Source organism: Dactylosporangium salmoneum (genome assembly GCF_039532525.1).
Taxonomy (GTDB): domain Bacteria; phylum Actinomycetota; class Actinomycetes; order Mycobacteriales; family Micromonosporaceae; genus Dactylosporangium; species Dactylosporangium salmoneum.
The window spans coordinates 1-20,133 of the sequence record NZ_BAAARV010000020.1; the positions used below are offsets into that span (position 1 = coordinate 1).

A 20,133-nucleotide genomic window follows, 5' to 3' on the forward strand; every position below is an offset into this window, starting at 1 on the left:
CCGCCGCGGCCAGCCCGGCCGCCTCGCCCGGCACGCTCAACGCGGCCAGCCGGGCGTTCTCCGCCCCCAGCGTGGCCAGGGTGGCGGCGGCCGACTGGGCGAGCCGGCCGGCGTCGGCCAGCTGCGGCGCGATCCGGTCGACGGCCTCGGCCAGCCCCCGCAGCGCGGCGACCCGCGCGGTCGCGGCGGCCAGGGCGTCGTCGCCGACGTCCGCGAGGGTCGCGAGCTGCTCCTCGAGCACCTTGAGCCGGGCGTCGGCGGTGGCGCCCTCCGCGGCCGCGCGCTCCCGGATGCGGCCGTAGATGTCCAGGCCGAGCAGGTTGACCAGGATCTTCTGCCGCTCGGCCGGCTTGGCGTGCAGGAACGCCGCGAACTCGCCCTGCGGGAGCACCACGCACTTGGTGAACTGCTCGTACGGCAGCCCGATGACGGTCAGCACCGCCTCGTCGACCTCGCTCGGCGTGCCCGCCAGCACCTCCGCGACGTCGTCGGCCTCCAGCCCGAACTCGAGCTTGCCGAGGTCGAGCCCGGGCGTGAGCGCCTCCAGGCCGGCGTGCTTGGTGGTGACGGACCCCTTGGCGTCGCGCCGCACGACGCGGGTCAGCACGTAGCGGATCCCGGCGGACTCGAACACCAGCCGCACCCGCGCCTCCGCGGCCGACGGGGCGAGCGCGTTGGCGATGGCGCGGCGGTCGCCCCAGCGCGGCACGGTGCCGTACAACGCGAAACAGATGGCGTCGAGGACCGTGGACTTGCCGGAGCCGGTCGGCCCGACCAGCGCGAAGAAGTCCGTGTCGGTGAAGTCCACAGTGGTCGGCTCGCGGAACACCGTGAAGCCGTCCAGGTCCAGGCGGATGGGCCTCATGAGTGCATCACCTCGTCGTGCAGCCGGTGGAACAGGGCCACGGTGGCCTCGTCGGCGTGCCCGCGCTGGCCGAGGTAGTCGGCGAAGAGCTCGCCGGCCGAGCGCCCGGCCCGCGCGTGCTCGGCCTTGCCGGCGCCCGGGCCGGGCATCAGCTTCGGGTCGATGCGCACCTCCAGGGACTTCGGCAGCAGCGCCTGCACCTCCTCGCGCAGTCCCGCGCGGGGCGGCTCCTGGACGTACACCCGCAGCCACGCCTCGCCGGTGTCCAGCGTCGCCAGCTGCTCGAGGGTCCCCCGCACGGTGCGCAGGGGCGTGGCCACCGGCAGCGGCAGCTCCCGCACCCGGGCCGCGGTCGACGCGGTGACGTCGACGATCGCGGCGGAGGCGAAGTTCTCCTCCTCGCCGAAGTCGATGGGCAGCGGGCTGCCGCTGTAGCGGATCGGGCAGGGTCCGCTGACGGACTGGGCGCGGTGCAGGTGCCCGAGCGCCGCGTAGTGCACGGAGGACGGGAAGACGGTGGACGGCACGGCGTAGCCCATGATCGTGTGGGCCTCCCGCTCGCCGCCGCCCATCGTGGCGCCGATGACGGTGAGGTGCGCGGTCAGCAGGTTCACGGTGTCGGCGCCGTAGCCCTGCGCGAGCCGGGCGATGAGGTCGCCGACGTAGCCGGCGTACGACTGCGTGATCTCGGCCGCGGACAGGTCGAACATCTCGCTGGCCCGCACGGCGTAACGCTGGGACAGGAACGGCAGCGCGACGAGGCGCCACTGCTCGCCGTCGCGCGTGGTGCCGGACAGCAGGTGCTCCTCGGGCTTGCCGATCGCGCCGCGGATGGTGATCCCGGCGGCGTCGGCCCACGGCCGCAGCGCGTCGAGGGCCCGGCCGTTGTCGTGGTTGCCGCCGATCACCACCACGTCGGCGCCGGCCTTGCGCAGCGCGGACAGGCCCCGGGTGACGATGAGCGTGGACTCCGCGTTGGGCGTCGCCGTGTCGTAGAGGTCCCCGGCCACGATCACCAGGTCGGGCCGCTCCGCCGTCGCCACGTCGACGAGAGCCCGCAGCGCGGCGATGTGGTCGGCGGCCCGCGACTGTCCTTTGAGGACCTTGCCGACGTGCCAGTCCGAGGTGTGCAGAATCCGCAAGACCAACCAACTCCTAGAACGGGATGTCGTCGTCGGAGACGCCGCCGGCGCCGACCCGGGCCACCACCGCGAAGGGGTCGGTGGCGTGCTGGGCGATGGAGCGCAGCGTCGAGCTGGGGGGCGGGCCGGCCTCGGCGGGGCGGGTGGCCCAGGACGGGAACGGGAACTCGATGCACAGCGGCACGGGGATCTCCGGCTGCGACACGAACATCGTGCCGGGCTTGGCCAGCAGCGCGCGCTGGCGCTGGGCCGGGGGCAGGAAGCCGTACTCCGGGCGCGACGCCTCGGCCGGGTCGAGCCGCCCGACCACGCGGATCGCCGAGTTGGCCACGATGCGCCGCTCGACCTCGCTCGCCGTCTGCTGGGCCCCGATGAGCACCACGCCCAGGGAGCGGCCCCGCTCGGCGATGTCGAGCAGCACCTCCTTGATCGGGCTGGACCCCTCGCGCGGCGCGTACTTGTTGAGCTCGTCGAGCACCACGAACAGCAGCGGCTTGGCGGTGCCGGCCTTCTCCTTGCGCTCGAACTCGGTGCGCAGCGTCACGCCGACGACGAAGCGCTGCGCCCGGTCCGGCAGGTTGTGCAGGTCGACGACGGTGACCTGGGCCGACTCGGAGGTGTTGATCTGGTGCGGCTTGCGGGTGGCCAGGTCGCCGCGGATGAGCCGGGAGAGGTCCTTCTTGCTGCCGATGAGCCGGCGGGCGAAGGCGTTGACGGTGCCGAGGCCGACCGCGCTGCCGGCCCACGCGCCGCGGGTGGCGTCGTCGTTGAGCTGCTCGACGAGGTGGTCGACGAGGTCGGAGTAGGAGTTGAGGCGCACGCCGTCGACGGCCACCCCGCCCTCGGCCGGCTGGGCGATCTTCGCCAGGTGCGCGGTCACGGAGTGGACCACCATCGTGTACTGCTGCCGCTCGTCGTCGGCGTCGGCGAACACGTACGGCAGCAGCCGGTCCGAGCAGAACTCCGCGAGGGTCCAGTAGAACGCGTCGACGCCGCTGAGCCGGCTGCTCACGTCCGGGGTGCCGGAGGAGTCGCCGGCGCGGGGCGGCGCGTAGACGCGCACGTCCGGGAACGGCCCGGCGACCAGGCCCAGCCGCGCGTAGGCGTCCTCGGTGGCCCGGTCCAGCCGCGCATTGGGGTGGTCGAGGAACAGCAGGTCCTCGCCCTTGACGTTGAAGATGAGCGCGCGGGTGTTGGCGGTCTCGCCGGCCCCGCCCAGCACGCCGGAGCGGAAGACGGAGTACAGCAGGAAGGTGGCGAAGCTGGTCTTCGTGGCCACCCCGGAGATGCCGGAGATGGAGACGTGGGCGCCGCGGGAGCCGTCGAGGAAGTCGGCGTTGAGGAACATCGGGGCGCCGTCGCGGCCGAAGCCCATCGGGATGGTGCGCTCCATGCGGTCGAAGTACAGCGCGCCGGCCCGGGCGTCGCCCTGCGCGCGGTGCACCAGCGCGCCCGGGGTCGGCGGGACGTAGACCTCGGGGTCGACCCGGGTGGTGGTGATCTCGGCGGCCTCCTGGATGGTGGCCGGGAGCGTGCCGTCGGCGACGAGGAAGACGTCGGAGTCGAAGACCACCCCCTCGTGCCGGGCGCGGACCGCGGTCACCACCCCGGCGATGGTCACGGGGTCATGCTCGGGGAGGTCACGCTCCGTGACGACGACGTCGTCGAGCTGGAGGTAGGCGCCGTCCTCCACGGCGACCCAGAAGGTCAGCGGCGTCGCGTCGGCGGTGCCGAGCACCCGCCCGACGACCGGCCCGCTCGCGGTGGCGGATTCTTCCTCCATGCTGTGAACCCCCAGTACAAGTGTTCGCCTGTGCATCCTGCCCCAACGGCGGCCCGGGCGCGAAGGCACCACGCCAACGGTGGATAGATGAGTGCCCCATTCACGCCCACAAACCCGGACAAAACCGCCGTTGTCCACAGGCTGTGGGCGGGTTTTCCACAGGCATGTGGACGGCCGTGTGGACTATCGCGAGTAGCGCAGGAGGAGCAACCCTTCGTCCAGCAGGACGTGACGCAGAGTAAGGCTCTGGGGTCCGTCGAGCGGCGCCCCGGTGGTGATCCGGTCGGCGCCCGGGCCGGCCAGGAGGGGCGACAGGGTGAGGCACAGCTCGTCGACGAGCCCCGCCGCGGTGAGCGATCCGAAGAGCCGCGGGCCGCCCTCGCTGAGGATCTGGCGCAGGCCCCGCGCGCGCAGCTGCGCCACGGCCGCGGCCAGGTCGACCTCGTCCGAGCCGGCGGAGACGATGTCGGCCACCTCCGCGAGGGGGCCGGGCGAGGCGTGCGAACGGGTCACGACGATCGGGCGGACGGGCGCCTCGGCGAACACCCGGTGGCGCGGGTCGAGGTCGCAGCGGGCCGAGACGATCACGAGGGTCGGGTACTCGCTCATCCCGTGCTCCACCCGCCACGCCCGGCGCTTCTCGTCGAGGCGCAGCGCGTGGTAGTTCTCCTCGCGCACGGTGCCGGCGCCCACGAGCAGGGCGTCGCACAGCATCCGCAGCACGCCGAAGACCCGCTTGTCCGCCGGCCCCGACAGCGGCTCGCTCTTGCCGTCCACGTGCCCGGCGCCGTCGAGGCTGGACACGAAGTTCAGCCGCAGCCACGGCTCCTGCGGTGTGCGGTAGAGGCCGGCGAGGTCGGCATCCGGGGACGCGGAGGGCCAGAGCAGCTGCACCCGACGACCTTACTCGCCGGGTGGCCCCGTCACCGGGGGCGTGGGCTTCGGCTCGCGGTGCTGGCAGTCACACCAGTTGCCGCCGCGGCACTCGGCATGCCGTTTGTCCCGGCACGCTTGACAGATCACCGTTTCAGGCTGCGCCAACCGGCCCCGCCGGTCAACAATGTCATGACCATGGCTCGCATGATCTACCAGCTCAGGATCGCGCTGGACGGCGTCGACCCGCCCGTCTGGCGGCGCGTCCTGGTGCCCGGCGCGTTCACCCTGGACCGCCTGCACCGGGTGATCCAGCTGGCCATGGGCTGGGGCGACCGGCACCTGCACGTGTTCGACGCCGACGGGGTGCAGTACGGCGTGCCGGACCCCGACGGCCTGCTGGAGGTCCGCGACGAGCTCGACACGCGCCTGGACTCCGTCGCCGTCAAGGGATCCCGCCTGCGGTACACCTACGACTTCGGCGACTGGTGGGAGCACGACGTCACCGTGGAGGACGTCGCGCCGGCCGACCCCGGGATGCGCTACCCCGCCTGCGCCGGCGGCGAGCGCGCCTGCCCGCCCGACGACGTGGGCGGCCCCGAGGGCTATCGCGCGTTCCTCGCCGCCTACGCCGACCCGTACCACCCCGAGCACGCCGCGATGCACGCGTGGCTCGGCCGCGCCTTCGACCCGGCGGCCTTCGACCCGGGCCCGCGCACGACGCTGCTGCGCCGGATGACCTGAGGCGTAACTTTCACATCCACGCTGTTCGATGTGACGCAGCGTGTTCCCCGTAAAGGGGACATGGCGCGTTTTAGGCCCACGAAAACCGCCTAAGAAATCTTGCGGTAACGAAATGGGAACGCTCCCATTGCCCCATTGACACATCGCTGATCGCGGTCCAGTCTCATGGGAGCGCTCCCGCGGCTGTGGCTGGTACCACACCCCGCAGCCGCGGGGGGCATCAATCCGCATGACCGCCAGACCCCGGCGGGGCTGCACCCTGCCCGCCGCCGCACACATCAACACCCCACACCCACCACACCCATCACGACCTGAGAGAGGGGTCAGGATGAGCTTCACCTCGCGCCGCATGCGATCCGTCGCCGCGGCTGCGCTGACCGTCGGGCTCGCCCTCGGCATCGGCGCCTGCAGTGCCAAGAAGAACGAAGGCGGCTCCGACAACAGCACCGGCGGCCCGGTCACCATTTCGCTGTCCTACTTCGGCACGCCCGGCTTCACCCAGGCGGTCAAGGACTTCGAGGCGGCGAACCCGAACATCAAGGTCGATGTCAAGAACGAGGGCCAGACCAAGGACTTCGTGCCGAAGCTCGCCCAGCAGATCTCGGCCGGCAGCGGCGCGAGCGACGTGGTGATGCTCGAAGAGGGCATGCTGCTGCAGTACCTGAAGGACAACAAGGGCTTCGCCAACCTGCTCGACCTCGGCGCCTCGTCGCTGGAGAGCGAGTACCTGTCCTTCAAGTGGAAGAACGCCTTCACCGCGGACGGCAAGAAGCTCGTCGGTCTCGGCACCGACGTCGGCCCCCTCGCGATGTGCTACCGCACCGACCTGTTCCAGAAGGCCGGCCTGCCGACCGCCCGCGACGAGGTCAGCAAGCTCTGGCCGACGTGGGAGGACTACATCAAGCAGGGCGAGACCTTCAAGTCGAAGAACACCGGCGCGGCCTGGATCGACTCGGCGACGTCGATCATGCAGCCGTACATCATGCAGAACGCCGACACCTGGTTCTACGACAAGAGCGACAAGTACGTCGGTGACACCAACCCGGCCGTGAAGAAGGCTTACGACCTGGGCATCGACATGGCCAGCAAGGGCCTGACCGCGAAGCTGGCCCGCTGGCAGGCGGACTGGGACGCCGCGTTCAAGAACGCCGCGTTCGCGACCGTGCCGTGCCCGCCGTGGTACACCGGTGTGATCAAGGAGCGCGCCGGCGACGCCGGCAAGAACAAGTGGGACATCGCCACCATCCCGGGCAAGGGCGGTAACTGGGGCGGTTCCTACCTCGCGATCCCGGAGCAGAGCAAGAACAAGAAGGCCGCGTTCGAGCTCATCAAGTTCCTGACCGGCAAGCAGGGCGGCATCGACGCCTTCAAGGAGGCGGGCCCGCTGCCGTCGTCGGTGTCGGCCCTGGCCGACCCGGCCGTCGCCGACGCCACGAACGACTACTTCAACAACGCCCCCGTCGGCAAGATCTACGCCGGCGCCGCGAAGGACCTGAAGCCGATCTACCTCGGCCCGAAGCACCAGGCCCTGTGGGAGAACGCGTTCGAGCCGGCCATGCAGGCCGCCGAGCAGGGCAAGCTGAGCCCCCAGGCGGGCTGGGACAAGGCCATCAAGGACAGCAAGGCGCTGGCCGAGGGCTGATCGACCTGATCGGTAACCGGGCGGGAGCGGCGTCCATCGCCGCTCCCGCTTGCTAGCGAGCAACGGCTTCGGAAGAAGGACCACCACCATGACCACCAACGTCGAGGTCGCCCGGCCTCGTCACGGGCGACAGGACCCGGTGACGCCGCCGCGGCGGCGCTCAATGCGTCTCGGACGGCTGGACCTCAAGTTCTCGCCCTACCTGTTCGTCGCGCCGTTCTTCCTGCTGTTCGCGGTGTTCGGGGCGTACCCGCTCGTGTACACGGCGGTGCTGTCGCTGCGCAAGAACACCCTGACGGGTGGCGACGCAGGCTTCGTCGGCTTCGAGAACTACTCCAAGGTGCTGCAGGACGAGCACTTCTGGAAGGTCATCGGCAACACGTTCGGCCTGTTCATCGTCGCGACGGTGCCGCAGCTGATCCTGGCCCTGATGATCGCCAGCTGGCTGAACAAGAAGATGCGCGCCCGCACCCTGATCCGCATGGGCGTGCTGATCCCCAACATCACGTCGGTCGCCGCCGTCGGCATCGTCTTCGGCCTCATCTTCGCCGACCGCTACGGCCTGGCGAACTGGGTCATCCACAGCGTCGGCTTCGACCCGGTCGAGTGGCGCAACCACCGCTGGTCGTCCTGGACCGCCATCGCGTTCATGGTCGACTGGCGCTGGACCGGCTACAACGCGCTGATCTACCTGGCCGCGATGCAGGCGATCCCGAAGGAGCTCTACGAGTCGGCCTCCCTCGACGGGGCCTCGGCCTTCCGCCGCTTCTGGCGGATCACGGTGCCGCTCATCCAGCCCACGATCCTGTTCACGGTGATCATCTCCACCATCGGCGGCATGCAGCTGTTCACCGAGCCGCTGCTGTTCAACTACGGCCGGATCCAGGGTGGCTCGCTCAACGAGTTCCAGACCGTGGCGATGTACATCTACGAGACCACGTTCATGAACAACTTCAACGTAGGCAAGGGCGCCGCGATCTCGTGGCTGCTGTTCCTCATCATCCTGATCTTCGCGCTGGTGAACTTCCTGCTGGTGCGCCGCTCGGTTCGGGGGACCACCTCATGAGCACGATGACCCGGACCGCCCCGCCGCGCGCCGCGCAGGGGCCGGCGAAGAAGCCGGGGAGGTCCCGCAGTGCCTCGGCGGCGCTGTGGCAGGCCAGCCCGCTGACGTACCTCGGCCTGATCATCGCGATCGTGCTGTCGATCTTCCCGATCGTGTGGTCGTTCATCGTCGCCTCGCGCGACAACTCCGCGGTGACGGCGATCCCGCCGCCGCTGACCCCCGGCCCGAACTTCTTCTCCAACGCCCAGCGGGTGCTGGAGAACACGGACGCCAACTTCGTCTACGGCCTGGTCAACTCGGCCATCGTCGCGGGCTGCGTGACCCTGTCGGTGGTGTTCTTCTCCACCCTCGCCGGCTTCGCGTTCGCCAAGCTCAAGTTCCGCGGCAAGAACGCGCTGCTGCTCATCATCATCATGACGATGATGATCCCGACGCAGGTCAACATCATCCCGCTGTACCTGCTCATGGTGAAGCTCGACTGGACCAACACGCTGCAGGCGGTCATCGTGCCCTTCCTGGTCAAGGGCTTCGGCGTGTTCATGATCCGGCAGTACGCCGAGTCGGCGATCAGCGACGAGCTGATCGAGGCGGCCCGGATGGACGGCGCCTCGACCTGGCGGACGTACTGGAGCGTCGTGCTCCCGGCGCTCCGCCCGGCGGCGGCCGTGCTCGGTCTGCTGACGTTCATGGAGACGTGGAACGACTTCCTGTGGCCCTACGTGGTGCTCAACGGTGACACGCCGACCGTGCAGGTCTCGCTGAACATTCTGGCGACCGGTTACTACAAGACCGACTACGTGCAAGTCTTTACCGGGACAGCCCTGGCGATCGTGCCGCTGCTCATCGTGTTCATCGCATTCGGCCGCCAGATCATCGGCGGCATCATGGAAGGTTCGGTCAAGGCGTGACCATCATCGACCCGCTGACGTTTCCACCCGGCTTCACCTGGGGGGCGGCGACCGCGTCGTACCAGATCGAAGGGGCGGCGGCCGAAGACGGCCGCACACCGTCCATCTGGGACACGTTCAGCCACACCCCCGGGCGGACCCGCGACGGCGACACCGGCGACGAGGCGTGCGACCACTACCACCGCTACCGCGAGGACGTCGCGCTCATGGCGGACCTGGGCCTCGGGGCCTACCGGTTCTCCATCGCGTGGCCCCGCGTGCAGCCGGGCGGCAGCGGGCCGATGAACCAGAAGGGACTCGACTTCTACCGGCGGCTCGTGGACGAGCTGCTGGAGCACGGCATCACCCCGTGGGTCACGCTCTACCACTGGGACCTGCCGCAGGAGCTCGAGGACGCCGGCGGCTGGCCGGCGCGCGACACCGCCGCCCGGTTCGCCGAGTACGCCGCGCTGGTGCACGGCGCGCTCGGCGACCGGGTCCGGCACTGGACGACCTTCAACGAGCCGTGGTGCTCGGCGTTCCTGGGCTACGCCTCCGGCGTGCACGCCCCGGGCCGCCAGCACGCCCCCGACGCGCTCGCCGCCATGCACCACCTGCTGCTCGGCCACGGCGAGGCGGTCCGCGCCATCCGCGCGGCGGACGACCAGGCACGGCTCGGCATCACGCTGAACCTCTACGCGATCTCCCCGGCCGACCCCGCCAGCGCGGGCGACCTGGAGGCCGCGCGGCGCATCGACGGCCTGGCCAACCGCATTTTCCTGGATCCGGTACTGCGCGGTGCCTACCCGGACGACGTGCGGCGCGACCTGGCCGGCATCAGCGACTTCGGCTTCGTCCACGACGGCGACCTGCAGACCATCTCCGCCCCGCTGGACCTGCTCGGCATCAACTACTACAGCCGGCACGTGGTCGCCGCGCCCGACCCGGACGCGCCCGCCGAGCCCTACTGGCGGGCCCCCACGTCCTGGCCCGGCAGCGAGGACGTGCGCTTCCTCAAGCGGCCCGGCGTGCCGGTCACCGACATGGACTGGGAGGTCGACGCGCCCGGGCTCACCGAGACCCTCGTGCGGGTGGCGACCGACTACCCGGGCGTCCCGCTCTACGTCACCGAGAACGGGGCGGCGTACGTCGACTCCCGCGGTACCGATGGGGAAATCGACGACGCCGACCGGGTCGCCTACTTCGACGCCCACTTCCGGGCGGCCGCGGCCGCGATCGCCCAGGGCGCACCGCTGGAGGGCTACTTCGCGTGGTCGTTGCTGGACAACTTCGAATGGGCCTGGGGCTATTCGAAGCGCTTCGGCATGATCGCGGTGGACTACGCCACCCAGGAGCGCACCATCAAGGCCAGCGGGCACCGGTACCGCGAGGTCATCAAGCGCAACGGCCTGGCCGAGTAGCGTGCACCGCCCGACACTTGACGAGGTCGCTGCCCTGGCCGGTGTCGGGCGCGGCACCGTATCCCGGGTCATCAACGGCTCGCCCCAGGTGAGCCCGGAGGCCCGGGCCGCGGTCCAGAAGGCGATCGAGGAGCTGGGCTACGTGCCCAACCGGGCGGCCCGGGCGCTGGTCACCCGGCGCACCGACTCGGTCGCCCTGGTCGTCTCGGAGTCCGAGGAGCGGGTCTTCGGCGAGCCGTTCTTCGCCGGGATCGTCCGCGGCGTCAGCTCGCACCTGGCCGACACCCAGATGCAGCTGTGGCTGGCCATGGCCCAGTCCACCGCCGAGCGGAAGCTGGTCGAACGGCACCTCTCCGACCAGCACGTCGACGGCGTGCTCCTGCTCTCCCTGCACGACGACGACCCGCTGCCCGGCCTGCTCGCCGGCCGGGGGCTGCCCACGGTGCTCGGCGGCCGGCCCGCCCACATGCTGGAGACACTGAGCTCCGGCAGCCAACCCGACAATGGCGTCGCGTTCGTCGACAACGACAACGAGGGCGGCGCCCGCAGCGCCGTCGAGTACCTGCTCAACCTGGGGCGCCGCTGCGTGGCGGCGATCGCCGGCCCACAGGACATGGGGGTCGGCAAGGCCCGCCTGCGCGGCTACCGCGAGGCGCTGCGCCTGGCGTCCCATCCGCTCGACGACCGACTCATCGCATACGGCGACTTCAGCGAGGCGAGCGGCGCCGATGCGATGCACCGCCTGCTCCATCTCAATCCGGGCCTCGACGCGGTCTTCGCCGCCTCCGACCTGATGGCCGCCGGGGCCATCCGTGCCCTGCGCGAGCAGGGCCGGGCCGTCCCGGCAGACGTGGCCGTGGTCGGGTTCGAGGACTCCGCCGTAGCCCGGCAGACCGTGCCGCCGCTGACCACCGTGCACCAGTCGGTGGAGGGCATGGGCCGTGAGATGGCAAGGCTCCTGCTGGCCCGCATCGCCGGCGGGCCGGCCCACTCGACCGTGCTCGACACCCACCTCGTGGTGCGCGAGTCGGCCTGACCACCCCGCAGGAGGCAACCGTGCGCTTCGGCCACTTCGACGACGAACGTCGCGAGTACGTGATCGACCGGCCCGACACCCCGCTGCCCTGGATCAACTACCTGGGTACCGAGGCGTATTTCGGCATCATCTCGAACACCGCCGGCGGCTACTCGTTCTACCGCGACGCGCGGCTGCGCCGCCTCACGCGGTACCGCTACAACAACGCCCCCTTCGACCTGGGCGGCCGCTACCTGTACCTGCGCGACGCCGCCTCCGGCGAGTTCTGGTCCCCGACGTGGCAGCCGACGCAGACCGAGCTCGACGAGTACGAGTGCCGGCACGGGCTGTCCTACACGCAGATCTCCTCCGCCTACCGCGACATCAAGGCCCGGGTGACGTACTTCGTCCCGCTCGGCGAGACCCTTGAGGTCTGGCGGCTGCGGCTGACCAACGACCGGGCCGCCGCCGCCGAGCTGTCGGTCTTCTCGTCGGTCGAGTTCTGCCTCTGGGACGCCCAGGACGACGCCACCAACTTCCAGCGCAACTTCAGCACGGGCCAGGTCGAGGTGGTCGACGGCGTCATCTACCACAAGACGGAGTACCGCGAGCGCCGCGACCACTTCGCGTACTTCGCCTGCAGCGAGCCGCTGGCCGGCTTCGACACCTCCCGCGAGGCGTTCCTCGGCCCGTACCGCTCCTGGGACCGCCCGATCGCCGTGGAGCGCGGCAGCTCGGCCGACTCGGTCGCGCACGGCTGGCAGCCGCACGGCTCCCACCACGTGCGGATCACGCTGCAGCCGGGGGAGACCCGCGAGATCGGCTTCGTGCTCGGCTACTGGGAGAACCCGAAGGACGCCAAGTTCGACCCGCCCGGCTCGCAGACCGTCAACAAGCGCACGGTCCGTCCGGTGATCGAGCGCTGGCTCACCCAGGACGCGGCCGACCTCGGGTTCGCGCAGCTGCGCGAGAACTGGGACACGCTGCTCGGCGGCCTGCAGGTCGAGACCCCCGACGGCGACACCAACCGCATGGTCAACATCTGGAACGCGTACCAGAACATGGTCACGTTCAACATGAGCCGCTCGACGTCGTTCTACGAGTCCGGCATCGGCCGGGGCATGGGCTTCCGCGACTCCAACCAGGACCTGCTCGGCTTCGTGCACATGATCCCCGAGCGGGCCCGCGAGCGGATCCTCGACATCGCCGCCACCCAGCTGGCCACCGGCGGGGCGTATCACCAGTACCAGCCGCTGACCAAGCGCGGCAACAACGACATCGGCTCCGGCTTCAACGACGACCCGCTGTGGCTCATCCTCGGCGTGGCCGCGTACCTCAAGGAGACCGGCGACGTGTCGATCCTCGACGCGGCGGTGCCGTACGACAACGACCCCGGCTCCGAGCAGCCCCTCTACGACCACCTGCAGCGCTCCCTGCGGTACACCCTGGACCGCCTCGGCCCCCACGGGCTGCCGCTGATCGGCCGGGCCGACTGGAACGACTGCCTGAACCTCAACTGCTTCTCCGACACCCCGGGCGAGCCCTTCCAGACCACCGAGAACGCCACCGGCGGGGTCGCCGAGTCCGTCTTCATCGCCGGCCAGTTCGTCCTGGCCGCCCGGGAGCTGGCCGCGATCTCCTCGCTGGTCGGCAAGCCCGGGCAGGAGTACCTCGACGCCGCGGAGAAGATGACCGGCACCATCGCCGAGCACGGCTGGGACGGCGCGTGGTTCCGCCGGGCGTACGACTTCCACGGCAACGTCGTCGGCTCCGCCTCCAACGACGAGGGCCAGATCTTCATCGAACCGCAGGGCATCTGCGTCATGGGCGGCGTCGGCGTCGAGGACGGCACCGCGGCCAGGGCCCTGGCCAGCGTGCGCGAGCGGCTGGCCACCCCGCACGGGATCATCCTGCAGCAGCCGGCCTACAGCTCGTACCGCCTCGAGCTGGGGGAGATCTCGTCGTACCCGCCCGGCTACAAGGAGAACGCCGGCATCTTCTGCCACACCAACCCGTGGCTCATGATCGCCGAGGCGATCGTCGGCAACGGCGACGGCGCGTTCGACTACTACAAGCGGATCAACCCCTCGGCCCGCGAGGCGATCAGCGAGGTCCACCGCTGCGAGCCCTACGTCTACGCCCAGATGATCGCCGGCCGCGACGCACCCACCCACGGCGAGGCCAAGAACTCCTGGCTGACCGGCACCGCGGCCTGGAACTACGCGGCCATCACGCAGTGGATCCTCGGCATCCGCCCCTCGCTGACCGGCCTGCGGATCTCGCCGGCCATCCCCGCCGACTGGCCCGGCTTCACGGCGGTTCGCCGCTTCCGCGGGGCCACCTACCGGATCACCGTGCAGCGCGGCGACAGGTCACTGACCGTCGATGGTGCGGTTGCGGATCCGGACGACGTCCTGCCGCTCGCGCCCGCCGGCGCCACCGTTGAGGTGATATTGACAATTCCTTGATAAAGATCGGACCGCTGACGGGTGGCCCGATGACGGGATGTGCGCACAATGAGGCGTGAACATCCCGTCCCCGGGCCGCCCGCGCTCCGCCGGCCGGCCCACGCTCGATGAGGTCGCCCTCCGCGCCGGCGTCGGCCGCGGCACCGTCTCGCGCGTCGTCAACGGCTCGCCCCAGGTGAGCCCGGAGGCCCGCGCCGCGGTCCAGAAGGCGATCGACGAGCTGGGGTACGTGCCCAACCGCGCCGCCCGCGCCCTCGTCACCCAGCGCACCGACTCCGTCGCCCTCGTCGTGTCGGAGTCCGGGGAGCGCGTCTTCGGCGAGCCGTTCTTCGCCGGCATCGTGCGCGGCATCAGCTCCGCCCTGGCCGACACCCAGCTGCAGCTGTGGCTGGCCATGGCCCAGTCCCCGGCCGAGCGCGAGCGGGTCGAGCACCACCTGACCAACCAGCACGTGGACGGCGTCATGCTGCTCTCCCTCCACGACGCCGACCCCCTGCCGCTGCTGCTGGAGCGCCGCGGCCTCCCGGTCGTGCTCGGCGGCCGCCCGGCCCAGATGCTGGCCGACGACGAGCAGCTGAACTTCACGGCGCAGCTTTCGCAGTTGTCGTACGTCGACGCCGACAACGAAGGCGGAGCCCGCATCGCCGTCGGCCACCTGCTCGACCGCCAGCGCCGCCGCATCGCCGCCGTCGCCGGCCCCCAGGACATGGCCGTCGGCGTCTCCCGCCTCACGGGCTACCGCGAGGCGCTGGAGCGCGCCGGCCTGGGCGTCGACGAGCGCCTGATCGCGTACGGCGACTTCTCCGAGGCCAGCGGCGAGCGCGCGGTCCACGAGCTCCTGGCCGCCGACCCGTCGATCGACGCGGTCTTCGCCGCCTCCGACCTGATGGCCGTCGGCGCCCTGCGCGCGCTGCGCTCCCTCGGCAAGCACGTCCCGGACGACGTGGCCCTCGTCGGCTTCGACGACGTCGCCATCGCCCGCCAGACCGACCCGCCGCTGACCACCGTCCACCAGCCCGTCGAGGCCATGGGCCGCGAGATGGCCCGCCTGCTGGTCGCCCGCATCGCCGGCGCGGCCTCCTCCTCGGTGATGGTGGAGACCCACCTGGTCCGCCGCGAGTCCGCGTAGTTTGCGATTGCGTCATGCAGGGCACCCGCAACACGGAGGAGGTGGCTAATTCGATGAGTTCACAGTGGAAGCGACGCAAGCGCCGCGCCGAGAGCGTCGCCGAAGAGGCCTGGGACCACCTGGTCTCGGCTCTCGACAACGCCAAGGCCTTCGGCGGCACGGTCCGCGACCGCGCGTCCGACTTCGCGGACGAGGCCTCGGACCGCTACGACACCGCATCGCAACGCTTCGGCTCGGCCTACAGCACGGCCTCGGACCGGGTGCAGACCGCCTCGGACCGGGTCGGCGCGGCCGGCACCGAGGCCTGGAAGCGGGCCAACCGCGCCCTGGACGCCCTGTCCGGCCGCCGCCAGCGCGCGCCGTGGGGCTGGATCGCGGTGGCCGTGCTGGGCGGGGTGGCAGTCGGCTGGGCCATCGCCGCCTCGGCCCCGAAGGCCATCCAGGCCGCCCAGGACCGCTTCACCGAAGAACCGGACGAACTGCCCCTGACGGCCGAACCACCGGCCGCCTACGACCCGAACTACCCCCCGACTCCCTGATTGTCGTAGTCGTCGGGACGCGGGCCGGCACCGTTCTGCGCGGCCGGCCCGCTGCTTCTCGTGGCGCCGCGCCGGCTTTGACCCGCGGGCGAGGGCAGGACACAGTTAAAGGCGTGAATCGAGCCCTCGACGCGCTGACCGGGGCGGCGTTCCTGGCGCTTGCCGTCGGTGTGTCCGACGCCGGGCATCCGGTCGCGGCGCTCGTCGCCGGGCTGGTGTACCTCGCGCTCGCGACGGTCGGCTTCGGGTGGGTGCGGGGCCGCGGACGGCGATGGGCCCTCGTCTACGTCGGGGTCCAGTTGGCGCTCGGCTATGCCGTCTTCGTCCTCTCCGGCGCGACGGTGGGCGCCGTACTGCTGCAGCTCGTGCTGGTGAGCCAGACCGTCCTGCTGCTGTCGCTGCGCGGCGCGGCGGTGGTCGTCTGCCTCGTCCCGTTCGCGCACCTGGGCATGGCGTGGCGCGACGGGCTGCGCGAGGGTGTGGGCATGCTCGCCGCGGCCGTGTTCGCCGCGGTGCTCCCGTACCTGTTCGTCCGCGAACAGGAGGCGCGCGTGCGGCTGCGGGAGTACGCGCTGCAGGCCGAGCGGCTCGCCGCGGCGCAGGAGCGCAACCGCGTGGCGCGCGACATCCACGACGGCCTCGGGCACTCGCTCACCGTCGTGCAGATGCAGGTCAAGGCGGCCCGGGCGGTGCTGCAGCAGGACCCGCGGCGGGCCGACGCCGTGCTGGAGAAGGCCGAACGCCAGGCCGAGGAGGCACTCGCGGAGGTCCGGCGCTCGGTCGGCGCGCTGCGCGAGCCCCGGCCGCCGGTACCGCTGTCCGATGCCCTGCGCGCCCTGGCCGACGAGGCCTCCGCGGCCGGCGTACCGACGAGCCTGGAAGTGTCCGGCGCGGCCCGGCCCCTTCCCGCCGACGCCGAGGAGTCGCTCTACCGCGCCGCGCAAGAGGGCCTCACCAACGTCCGCAAGCACGCCGACGCGACCCGGGCCGAGCTCCGGCTGGACTACACCCGCCCGGCCGCCGTCCGGCTCGAGATCCGCGACGACGGCGTCGGCCTCGACCTGGCCGCAGGGGCCGGCTACGGGCTTGTGGGGGTACGCGAGCGAGCGGCCCATGCGGGCGGCCGGATGAGCATCGAGTCGGAGCGCGGACGTGGCTCGACGCTGAGCGTGGAGGTCCCCGGGTGAGCACCGAGCCGGTACGCGTGCTGCTCGTCGACGACCAGTCCCTGTTCCGCGAGGCGCTCGCCGTGCTGCTGGGGGTGCGCACCGACATCGTCGTCGTCGGCGAGGCCGGCAACGGCGACGAGGCGCTGCGACGCGCGGCCGAGCTGCGCCCCGACGTCGTCCTGATGGACCTGCGCATGCCCGTCCTCGACGGCATCGCGGCCACTCGCCGGCTGCGGGTGGAGCAGCCGGGCGTACGGGTGATCGCACTCACCACGTTCGACGACGACGAGGACGTGTTCGCCGCGCTGCGGGCCGGCGCGGTGGGCTACCTGCTCAAGGACGTGTCGTCGGCCCGGCTCGTCGAGGCCGTGCTCGGCGCTGCCCGCGACGAGTCGGTACTGCAGCCGTCGGTGGCGGCCAAGATCGTGGCCCGGTTCGCCCAGCTGCCCGAGGCCGACGCGCCCCCGCGCCCCCAGCCGCTCGTCGTGCCACTGTCCGACCGCGAGCTGGACGTGCTCCGGCTGGTCGCCGACGGCCGGACCAACCGGGAGATCGCGACCGAGCTCTTCCTGGCTGAGGGCACCGTCAAGAACCACGTGACGAACGTGCTGGCCAAGCTCAACGCGCGTGACCGTACCCAGGCGGCTCTGCGGGCCCGGGCGCTCGGCCTCCTGTGACCCGAGGCCGTCATGGACGGTCATGACCGCCGACCATGACCTCTGGCACGTGACCCCGCCATCGCCGGCACCGCACGATGTCGGGCATGACCCCGACGCATGCATCGCACGGACCGGCCCGATCGGCCACCCGGAAGAACCTTCGCTTCGCGCTGCACTACGTGGAGATGGTCGTCTCGATGCTGGCCGGGATGCTGCTCCTCGGCCCGATCTGGTCCTGGGCGTGGCCAGGCCTGGCCACCCGGCCCGTGGCCGATGCGCTCGTGATGGCCGCGGACATGACCATCGGCATGGCCGCCTGGATGCGCATCCGGCGCCACTCGTGGCGGCTGATCGCCGAGATGTCGGCCGCGATGGTCCTGCCGTTCCTGGCCCTGCTCGTGCCGTACGCGATGGGCGCCATCTCCGGCGCCGCGCTCATGATGGGCGGCCACCTGCTGATGCTGCCGGCCATGCTCGCCGCGATGCTCTGGCGGCACCGCGACTACCGCCACTGACCCGCTGGCGATCGACCTCGGCGGTCGCGCCACTCCCGGAGGCCCGGTCGAGCCTGCGGACGGCCTTCGTCCGGTGGCCACCATAACCGCAACGTCGGCCTGCTTATGGTGTAGAAGGCCAGCCGCGACATGCGCTGCTAGAGCAGGCCGTGCTGCCGTGCGAAGTTGGGGAACTGGTCACCAGAGCAGGGCAGACGCATGGCATCCGCGCGCAGCGCGTCGATCAAGCCCCCGGCTGCCCGCTCGTTTAGCTTGCCGTCCTTGCAGACCTCCGCCATGAGCCAGATCGTTCCATGGACGTCGACGCCGTGCTTTCGAGCTACCTTCACTGCACCGCGATCATCGGTTATCGCGACGCCTTGTCGCAGTTCGGCGGCTGCGAACACGCTGGCTTCGCCGAGCCCATGCCTGCCGGAGCCGAGCCGGTCAGCCCATTTCACGAACGTCCGGAGGTCCTCCATGGCGTCGAGCGTGGCGATTTGCATCCAGTCGATCGCCAGCACGTGGGTCAGGTGCCGCCCCGGGAGAGCGGCGAACGACCCGGCGCCGAGCCGCCGGACGGCACAGTCGCCGAGCTGGTCGGCCCCGCCGGGTGAATCGGCGCTGGGGGCTCGGGGCCGGCCGAGGAGCCGTTCGCCGGGCCGACGGCGTCCGGGTGCTGTTCCACCGGCTGCCCGGGCGGTCCGTACAGCCGGTCGGTGCGGCCCGGCCCGCCGCGGCACGTCGCCGCACGGCCCGCCGGCTTACCCTCCCGCGGCAGGCCGGCACCCGGTGCCCCGCGCCCCCGTGGGCTTCATGCCAGTCATGCCACGGCGTGCCGCCGGGCGAACAAAATTCGGGCGTAGGGCGAACACCGCGGCGACCACCGGACGGAACAACACCGACGTGTCCCTGACGAACGCGCGCCGGGTGACGCCGAGCCGGCGCAGGGCCGGCCCATGGTCCAGCGCGACCACGACCGCCGCACCCAGGAGCAGCACCCACCACGCGGCGGCCAGGACCGGCCGCAGGACCTGCGGCATGCCGGCGAAGCCCTGCCGCAGGCGGTCGCAGTGGAACGGGACGTGCCGCCGCTCGTCGTCCAGGATGCGCCCGGCCACCTCGGTGAGCAGCGGGTCGGCCCGGCCGTCGCGCAGCGCCTCGTAGTACCGCAGCGCGATCACCTCGGCGACCATCAGCGTCATCAGCTCCAGCCGCAGCCCCAGCGACCGCCGTACCCACACGAACACGCGGTCGCTCCAGTGCCCGTCGATGGTCGGCGCACCGGCGGCGCCCAGCAGCAGCCGCAGCAGCCGGGCGTGGTTCTGTTCCTCGGCGACGAAGAGCCGCACCGCCGCCAGATAGGCAGCGTCGCCGGCCCGCGCACTCTTGGCGAGCAGGCTCGCGCCGTCGCCGTCCTCGCCGGTCTGAAACCGCTGGACGCTGCGTACCAGCGCGTCGTCCAGCCTCGCCGTGCGGCCCCAGTCCGGATCCCCGGCGGCCCGGCGCCGCGCGGCGTGCTGCTCGAAACTGCGTACCCATGCCGTGAACACCCGCCGCGCCTCCGCTCGTCCGCCATTGCCTGACGGCGATCCTGCCGCGCGCGGCGCCCGATGGGCCGGCCCGTGCACCAACCCTCCACAACCTCCCCCGGAAGCCTCGCAGGACCGGGCACTGCCCCTCGCCGGGTCCGCGGATCGGCCCTACCTGATCGGACGGCCCTCACGCACTCGTGGGGTCAGTTCCTCGGGCGGGTCGGCGTCGAGCAGGGCGAGCAGGCGGGCGAGGAGGGCGTCCAGCTCCTCGCCGACCTCGGCGACGCGGGCGTCGCCGTAGCTGGCGAACAGCAGGCTGGGCTGGTCGACGGCCAGCCGGGTGCCGCCGCCGGGGTCGGTGTAGAGCAGCGTCCGCAGCGGGGCGGGCAGCATGACCGACGGGTCGTGGCGGTACATCCGCTCGGCGATGGTGTGGTTGCCCATGAGGTACTGCATCGCGCTCCACGACCGCGCCGAGCCGGCCATCACGGCGGTGATGTCGCTGCTGTAGTACCGCATGAACCCGTGCGGGGCGTTGCGCCCGGCCAGTTCCAGCGTCTCCGCCCACGGGGCCCGACCGGTGGAACGCGGCGAGGCCGGCCTCCGGGACGAGGGCCTCGTAGTGCTCCCGCGCCCGTTAAAGATCTTTCGGGATTTGAGTGACGACCTCAAAGGCGTAGACCGGTATGGGCCAGGAAGTTG

The 20,133-nt window shown here is 71.5% G+C and carries 19 protein-coding genes; 12 read left to right on the forward strand and 7 right to left on the reverse strand.

Annotated features, from left to right (window positions below; all coding sequences use genetic code 11):
* From ABD352_RS12155 to ABD352_RS12170, 4 genes are all read right to left on the reverse strand, one after another.
* Nucleotides 1-865, reverse strand: an 865-nt coding sequence (locus ABD352_RS12155) for an AAA family ATPase (protein WP_344612408.1), incomplete at its 3' end; no start/stop codon positions are given.
* Nucleotides 862-2,007, reverse strand: coding sequence for an exonuclease SbcCD subunit D (locus ABD352_RS12160; protein ID WP_344612409.1), 1,146 nt, complete (start codon nt 2,005-2,007; stop codon nt 862-864). The genes ABD352_RS12155 and ABD352_RS12160, both read right to left, overlap by 4 nt.
* Nucleotides 2,008-2,020: 13 nt before the next feature.
* Complete coding sequence (locus ABD352_RS12165; protein WP_344612410.1) at nt 2,021-3,790, reverse strand: ATP-binding protein; 1,770 nt, start codon at nt 3,788-3,790, stop codon at nt 2,021-2,023.
* Nucleotides 3,791-3,973: 183 nt separating this feature from the next.
* Nucleotides 3,974-4,684 (reverse strand): pyrimidine reductase family protein, encoded by a 711-nt coding sequence (locus ABD352_RS12170; RefSeq protein WP_344612411.1) that lies wholly within the window; start codon nt 4,682-4,684, stop codon nt 3,974-3,976.
* A 177-nt stretch (nt 4,685-4,861) separates the two neighbouring features.
* Here ABD352_RS12170 and ABD352_RS12175 point away from each other — a divergent pair, with 177 nt between their 5' ends.
* The 12 genes from ABD352_RS12175 (at nt 4,862) to ABD352_RS12230 (ending at nt 17,917) form a co-directional block, all read left to right on the forward strand.
* Nucleotides 4,862-5,407, forward strand: a complete 546-nt coding sequence (locus ABD352_RS12175; RefSeq protein WP_344612412.1) for a plasmid pRiA4b ORF-3 family protein — start codon at nt 4,862-4,864, stop codon at nt 5,405-5,407.
* A 328-nt stretch (nt 5,408-5,735) separates the two neighbouring features.
* Entirely contained in the window at nt 5,736-7,049 is a 1,314-nt protein-coding gene (locus ABD352_RS12180; RefSeq protein WP_344612413.1) for an ABC transporter substrate-binding protein, read from the forward strand.
* 88 nt (nt 7,050-7,137) lie between these two features.
* Nucleotides 7,138-8,115, forward strand: a complete 978-nt coding sequence (locus tag ABD352_RS12185) for a carbohydrate ABC transporter permease (RefSeq protein ID WP_344612414.1) — start codon at nt 7,138-7,140, stop codon at nt 8,113-8,115.
* On the forward strand, nt 8,112-9,023 hold the full coding sequence (locus tag ABD352_RS12190) for a carbohydrate ABC transporter permease (RefSeq protein WP_344612415.1): 912 nt from the start codon (nt 8,112-8,114) through the stop codon (nt 9,021-9,023). The genes ABD352_RS12185 and ABD352_RS12190 overlap by 4 nt, the downstream gene beginning before the upstream one ends.
* Nucleotides 9,020-10,423 (forward strand): GH1 family beta-glucosidase, encoded by a 1,404-nt coding sequence (locus tag ABD352_RS12195; RefSeq protein ID WP_344612416.1) that lies wholly within the window; start codon nt 9,020-9,022, stop codon nt 10,421-10,423. The genes ABD352_RS12190 and ABD352_RS12195 overlap by 4 nt, the downstream gene beginning before the upstream one ends.
* Nucleotide 10,424: 1 nt before the next feature.
* Nucleotides 10,425-11,459 carry a LacI family DNA-binding transcriptional regulator gene (locus tag ABD352_RS12200; RefSeq protein ID WP_344612417.1) on the forward strand — a complete coding sequence of 345 codons (1,035 nt, stop codon included), beginning with the start codon at nt 10,425-10,427 and terminating at the stop codon, nt 11,457-11,459.
* Nucleotides 11,460-11,479: 20 nt separating this feature from the next.
* Nucleotides 11,480-13,906, forward strand: coding sequence for a glycoside hydrolase family 94 protein (locus ABD352_RS12205; RefSeq protein ID WP_344612418.1), 2,427 nt, complete (start codon nt 11,480-11,482; stop codon nt 13,904-13,906).
* 61 nt (nt 13,907-13,967) lie between these two features.
* The gene (locus tag ABD352_RS12210) at nt 13,968-15,035 is read left to right on the forward strand and encodes a LacI family DNA-binding transcriptional regulator (RefSeq protein WP_344612426.1); all 1,068 of its coding nucleotides are present in this window, start codon (nt 13,968-13,970) and stop codon (nt 15,033-15,035) included.
* Between the two features lie 53 nt (nt 15,036-15,088).
* Nucleotides 15,089-15,574, forward strand: a complete 486-nt coding sequence (locus ABD352_RS12215) for a hypothetical protein (RefSeq protein ID WP_344612419.1) — start codon at nt 15,089-15,091, stop codon at nt 15,572-15,574.
* A gap of 113 nt (nt 15,575-15,687) precedes the next feature.
* Nucleotides 15,688-16,761 carry a sensor histidine kinase gene (locus ABD352_RS12220; protein WP_344612420.1) on the forward strand — a complete coding sequence of 358 codons (1,074 nt, stop codon included), beginning with the start codon at nt 15,688-15,690 and terminating at the stop codon, nt 16,759-16,761.
* Nucleotides 16,758-17,420: a response regulator gene (locus tag ABD352_RS12225; protein ID WP_344612421.1), complete on the forward strand. Its 663-nt coding sequence runs from the start codon at nt 16,758-16,760 to the stop codon at nt 17,418-17,420. The genes ABD352_RS12220 and ABD352_RS12225 overlap by 4 nt, the downstream gene beginning before the upstream one ends.
* A gap of 86 nt (nt 17,421-17,506) precedes the next feature.
* Nucleotides 17,507-17,917 carry a hypothetical protein gene (locus ABD352_RS12230; protein ID WP_344612422.1) on the forward strand — a complete coding sequence of 137 codons (411 nt, stop codon included), beginning with the start codon at nt 17,507-17,509 and terminating at the stop codon, nt 17,915-17,917.
* A 137-nt stretch (nt 17,918-18,054) separates the two neighbouring features.
* On the opposite strand, the gene ABD352_RS12235 is transcribed toward ABD352_RS12230, so the two are convergent.
* From ABD352_RS12235 to ABD352_RS12245, 3 genes are all read right to left on the reverse strand, one after another.
* The gene (locus ABD352_RS12235; RefSeq protein WP_344612423.1) at nt 18,055-18,420 is read right to left on the reverse strand and encodes a PIN domain-containing protein; all 366 of its coding nucleotides are present in this window, start codon (nt 18,418-18,420) and stop codon (nt 18,055-18,057) included.
* A 240-nt stretch (nt 18,421-18,660) separates the two neighbouring features.
* On the reverse strand, nt 18,661-19,449 hold the full coding sequence (locus tag ABD352_RS12240) for a hypothetical protein (protein ID WP_344612424.1): 789 nt from the start codon (nt 19,447-19,449) through the stop codon (nt 18,661-18,663).
* Between the two features lie 150 nt (nt 19,450-19,599).
* Nucleotides 19,600-19,950 carry a DUF302 domain-containing protein gene (locus tag ABD352_RS12245; RefSeq protein WP_344612425.1) on the reverse strand — a complete coding sequence of 117 codons (351 nt, stop codon included), beginning with the start codon at nt 19,948-19,950 and terminating at the stop codon, nt 19,600-19,602.
* Between the last annotated feature and the right edge of the window lie 183 nt (nt 19,951-20,133).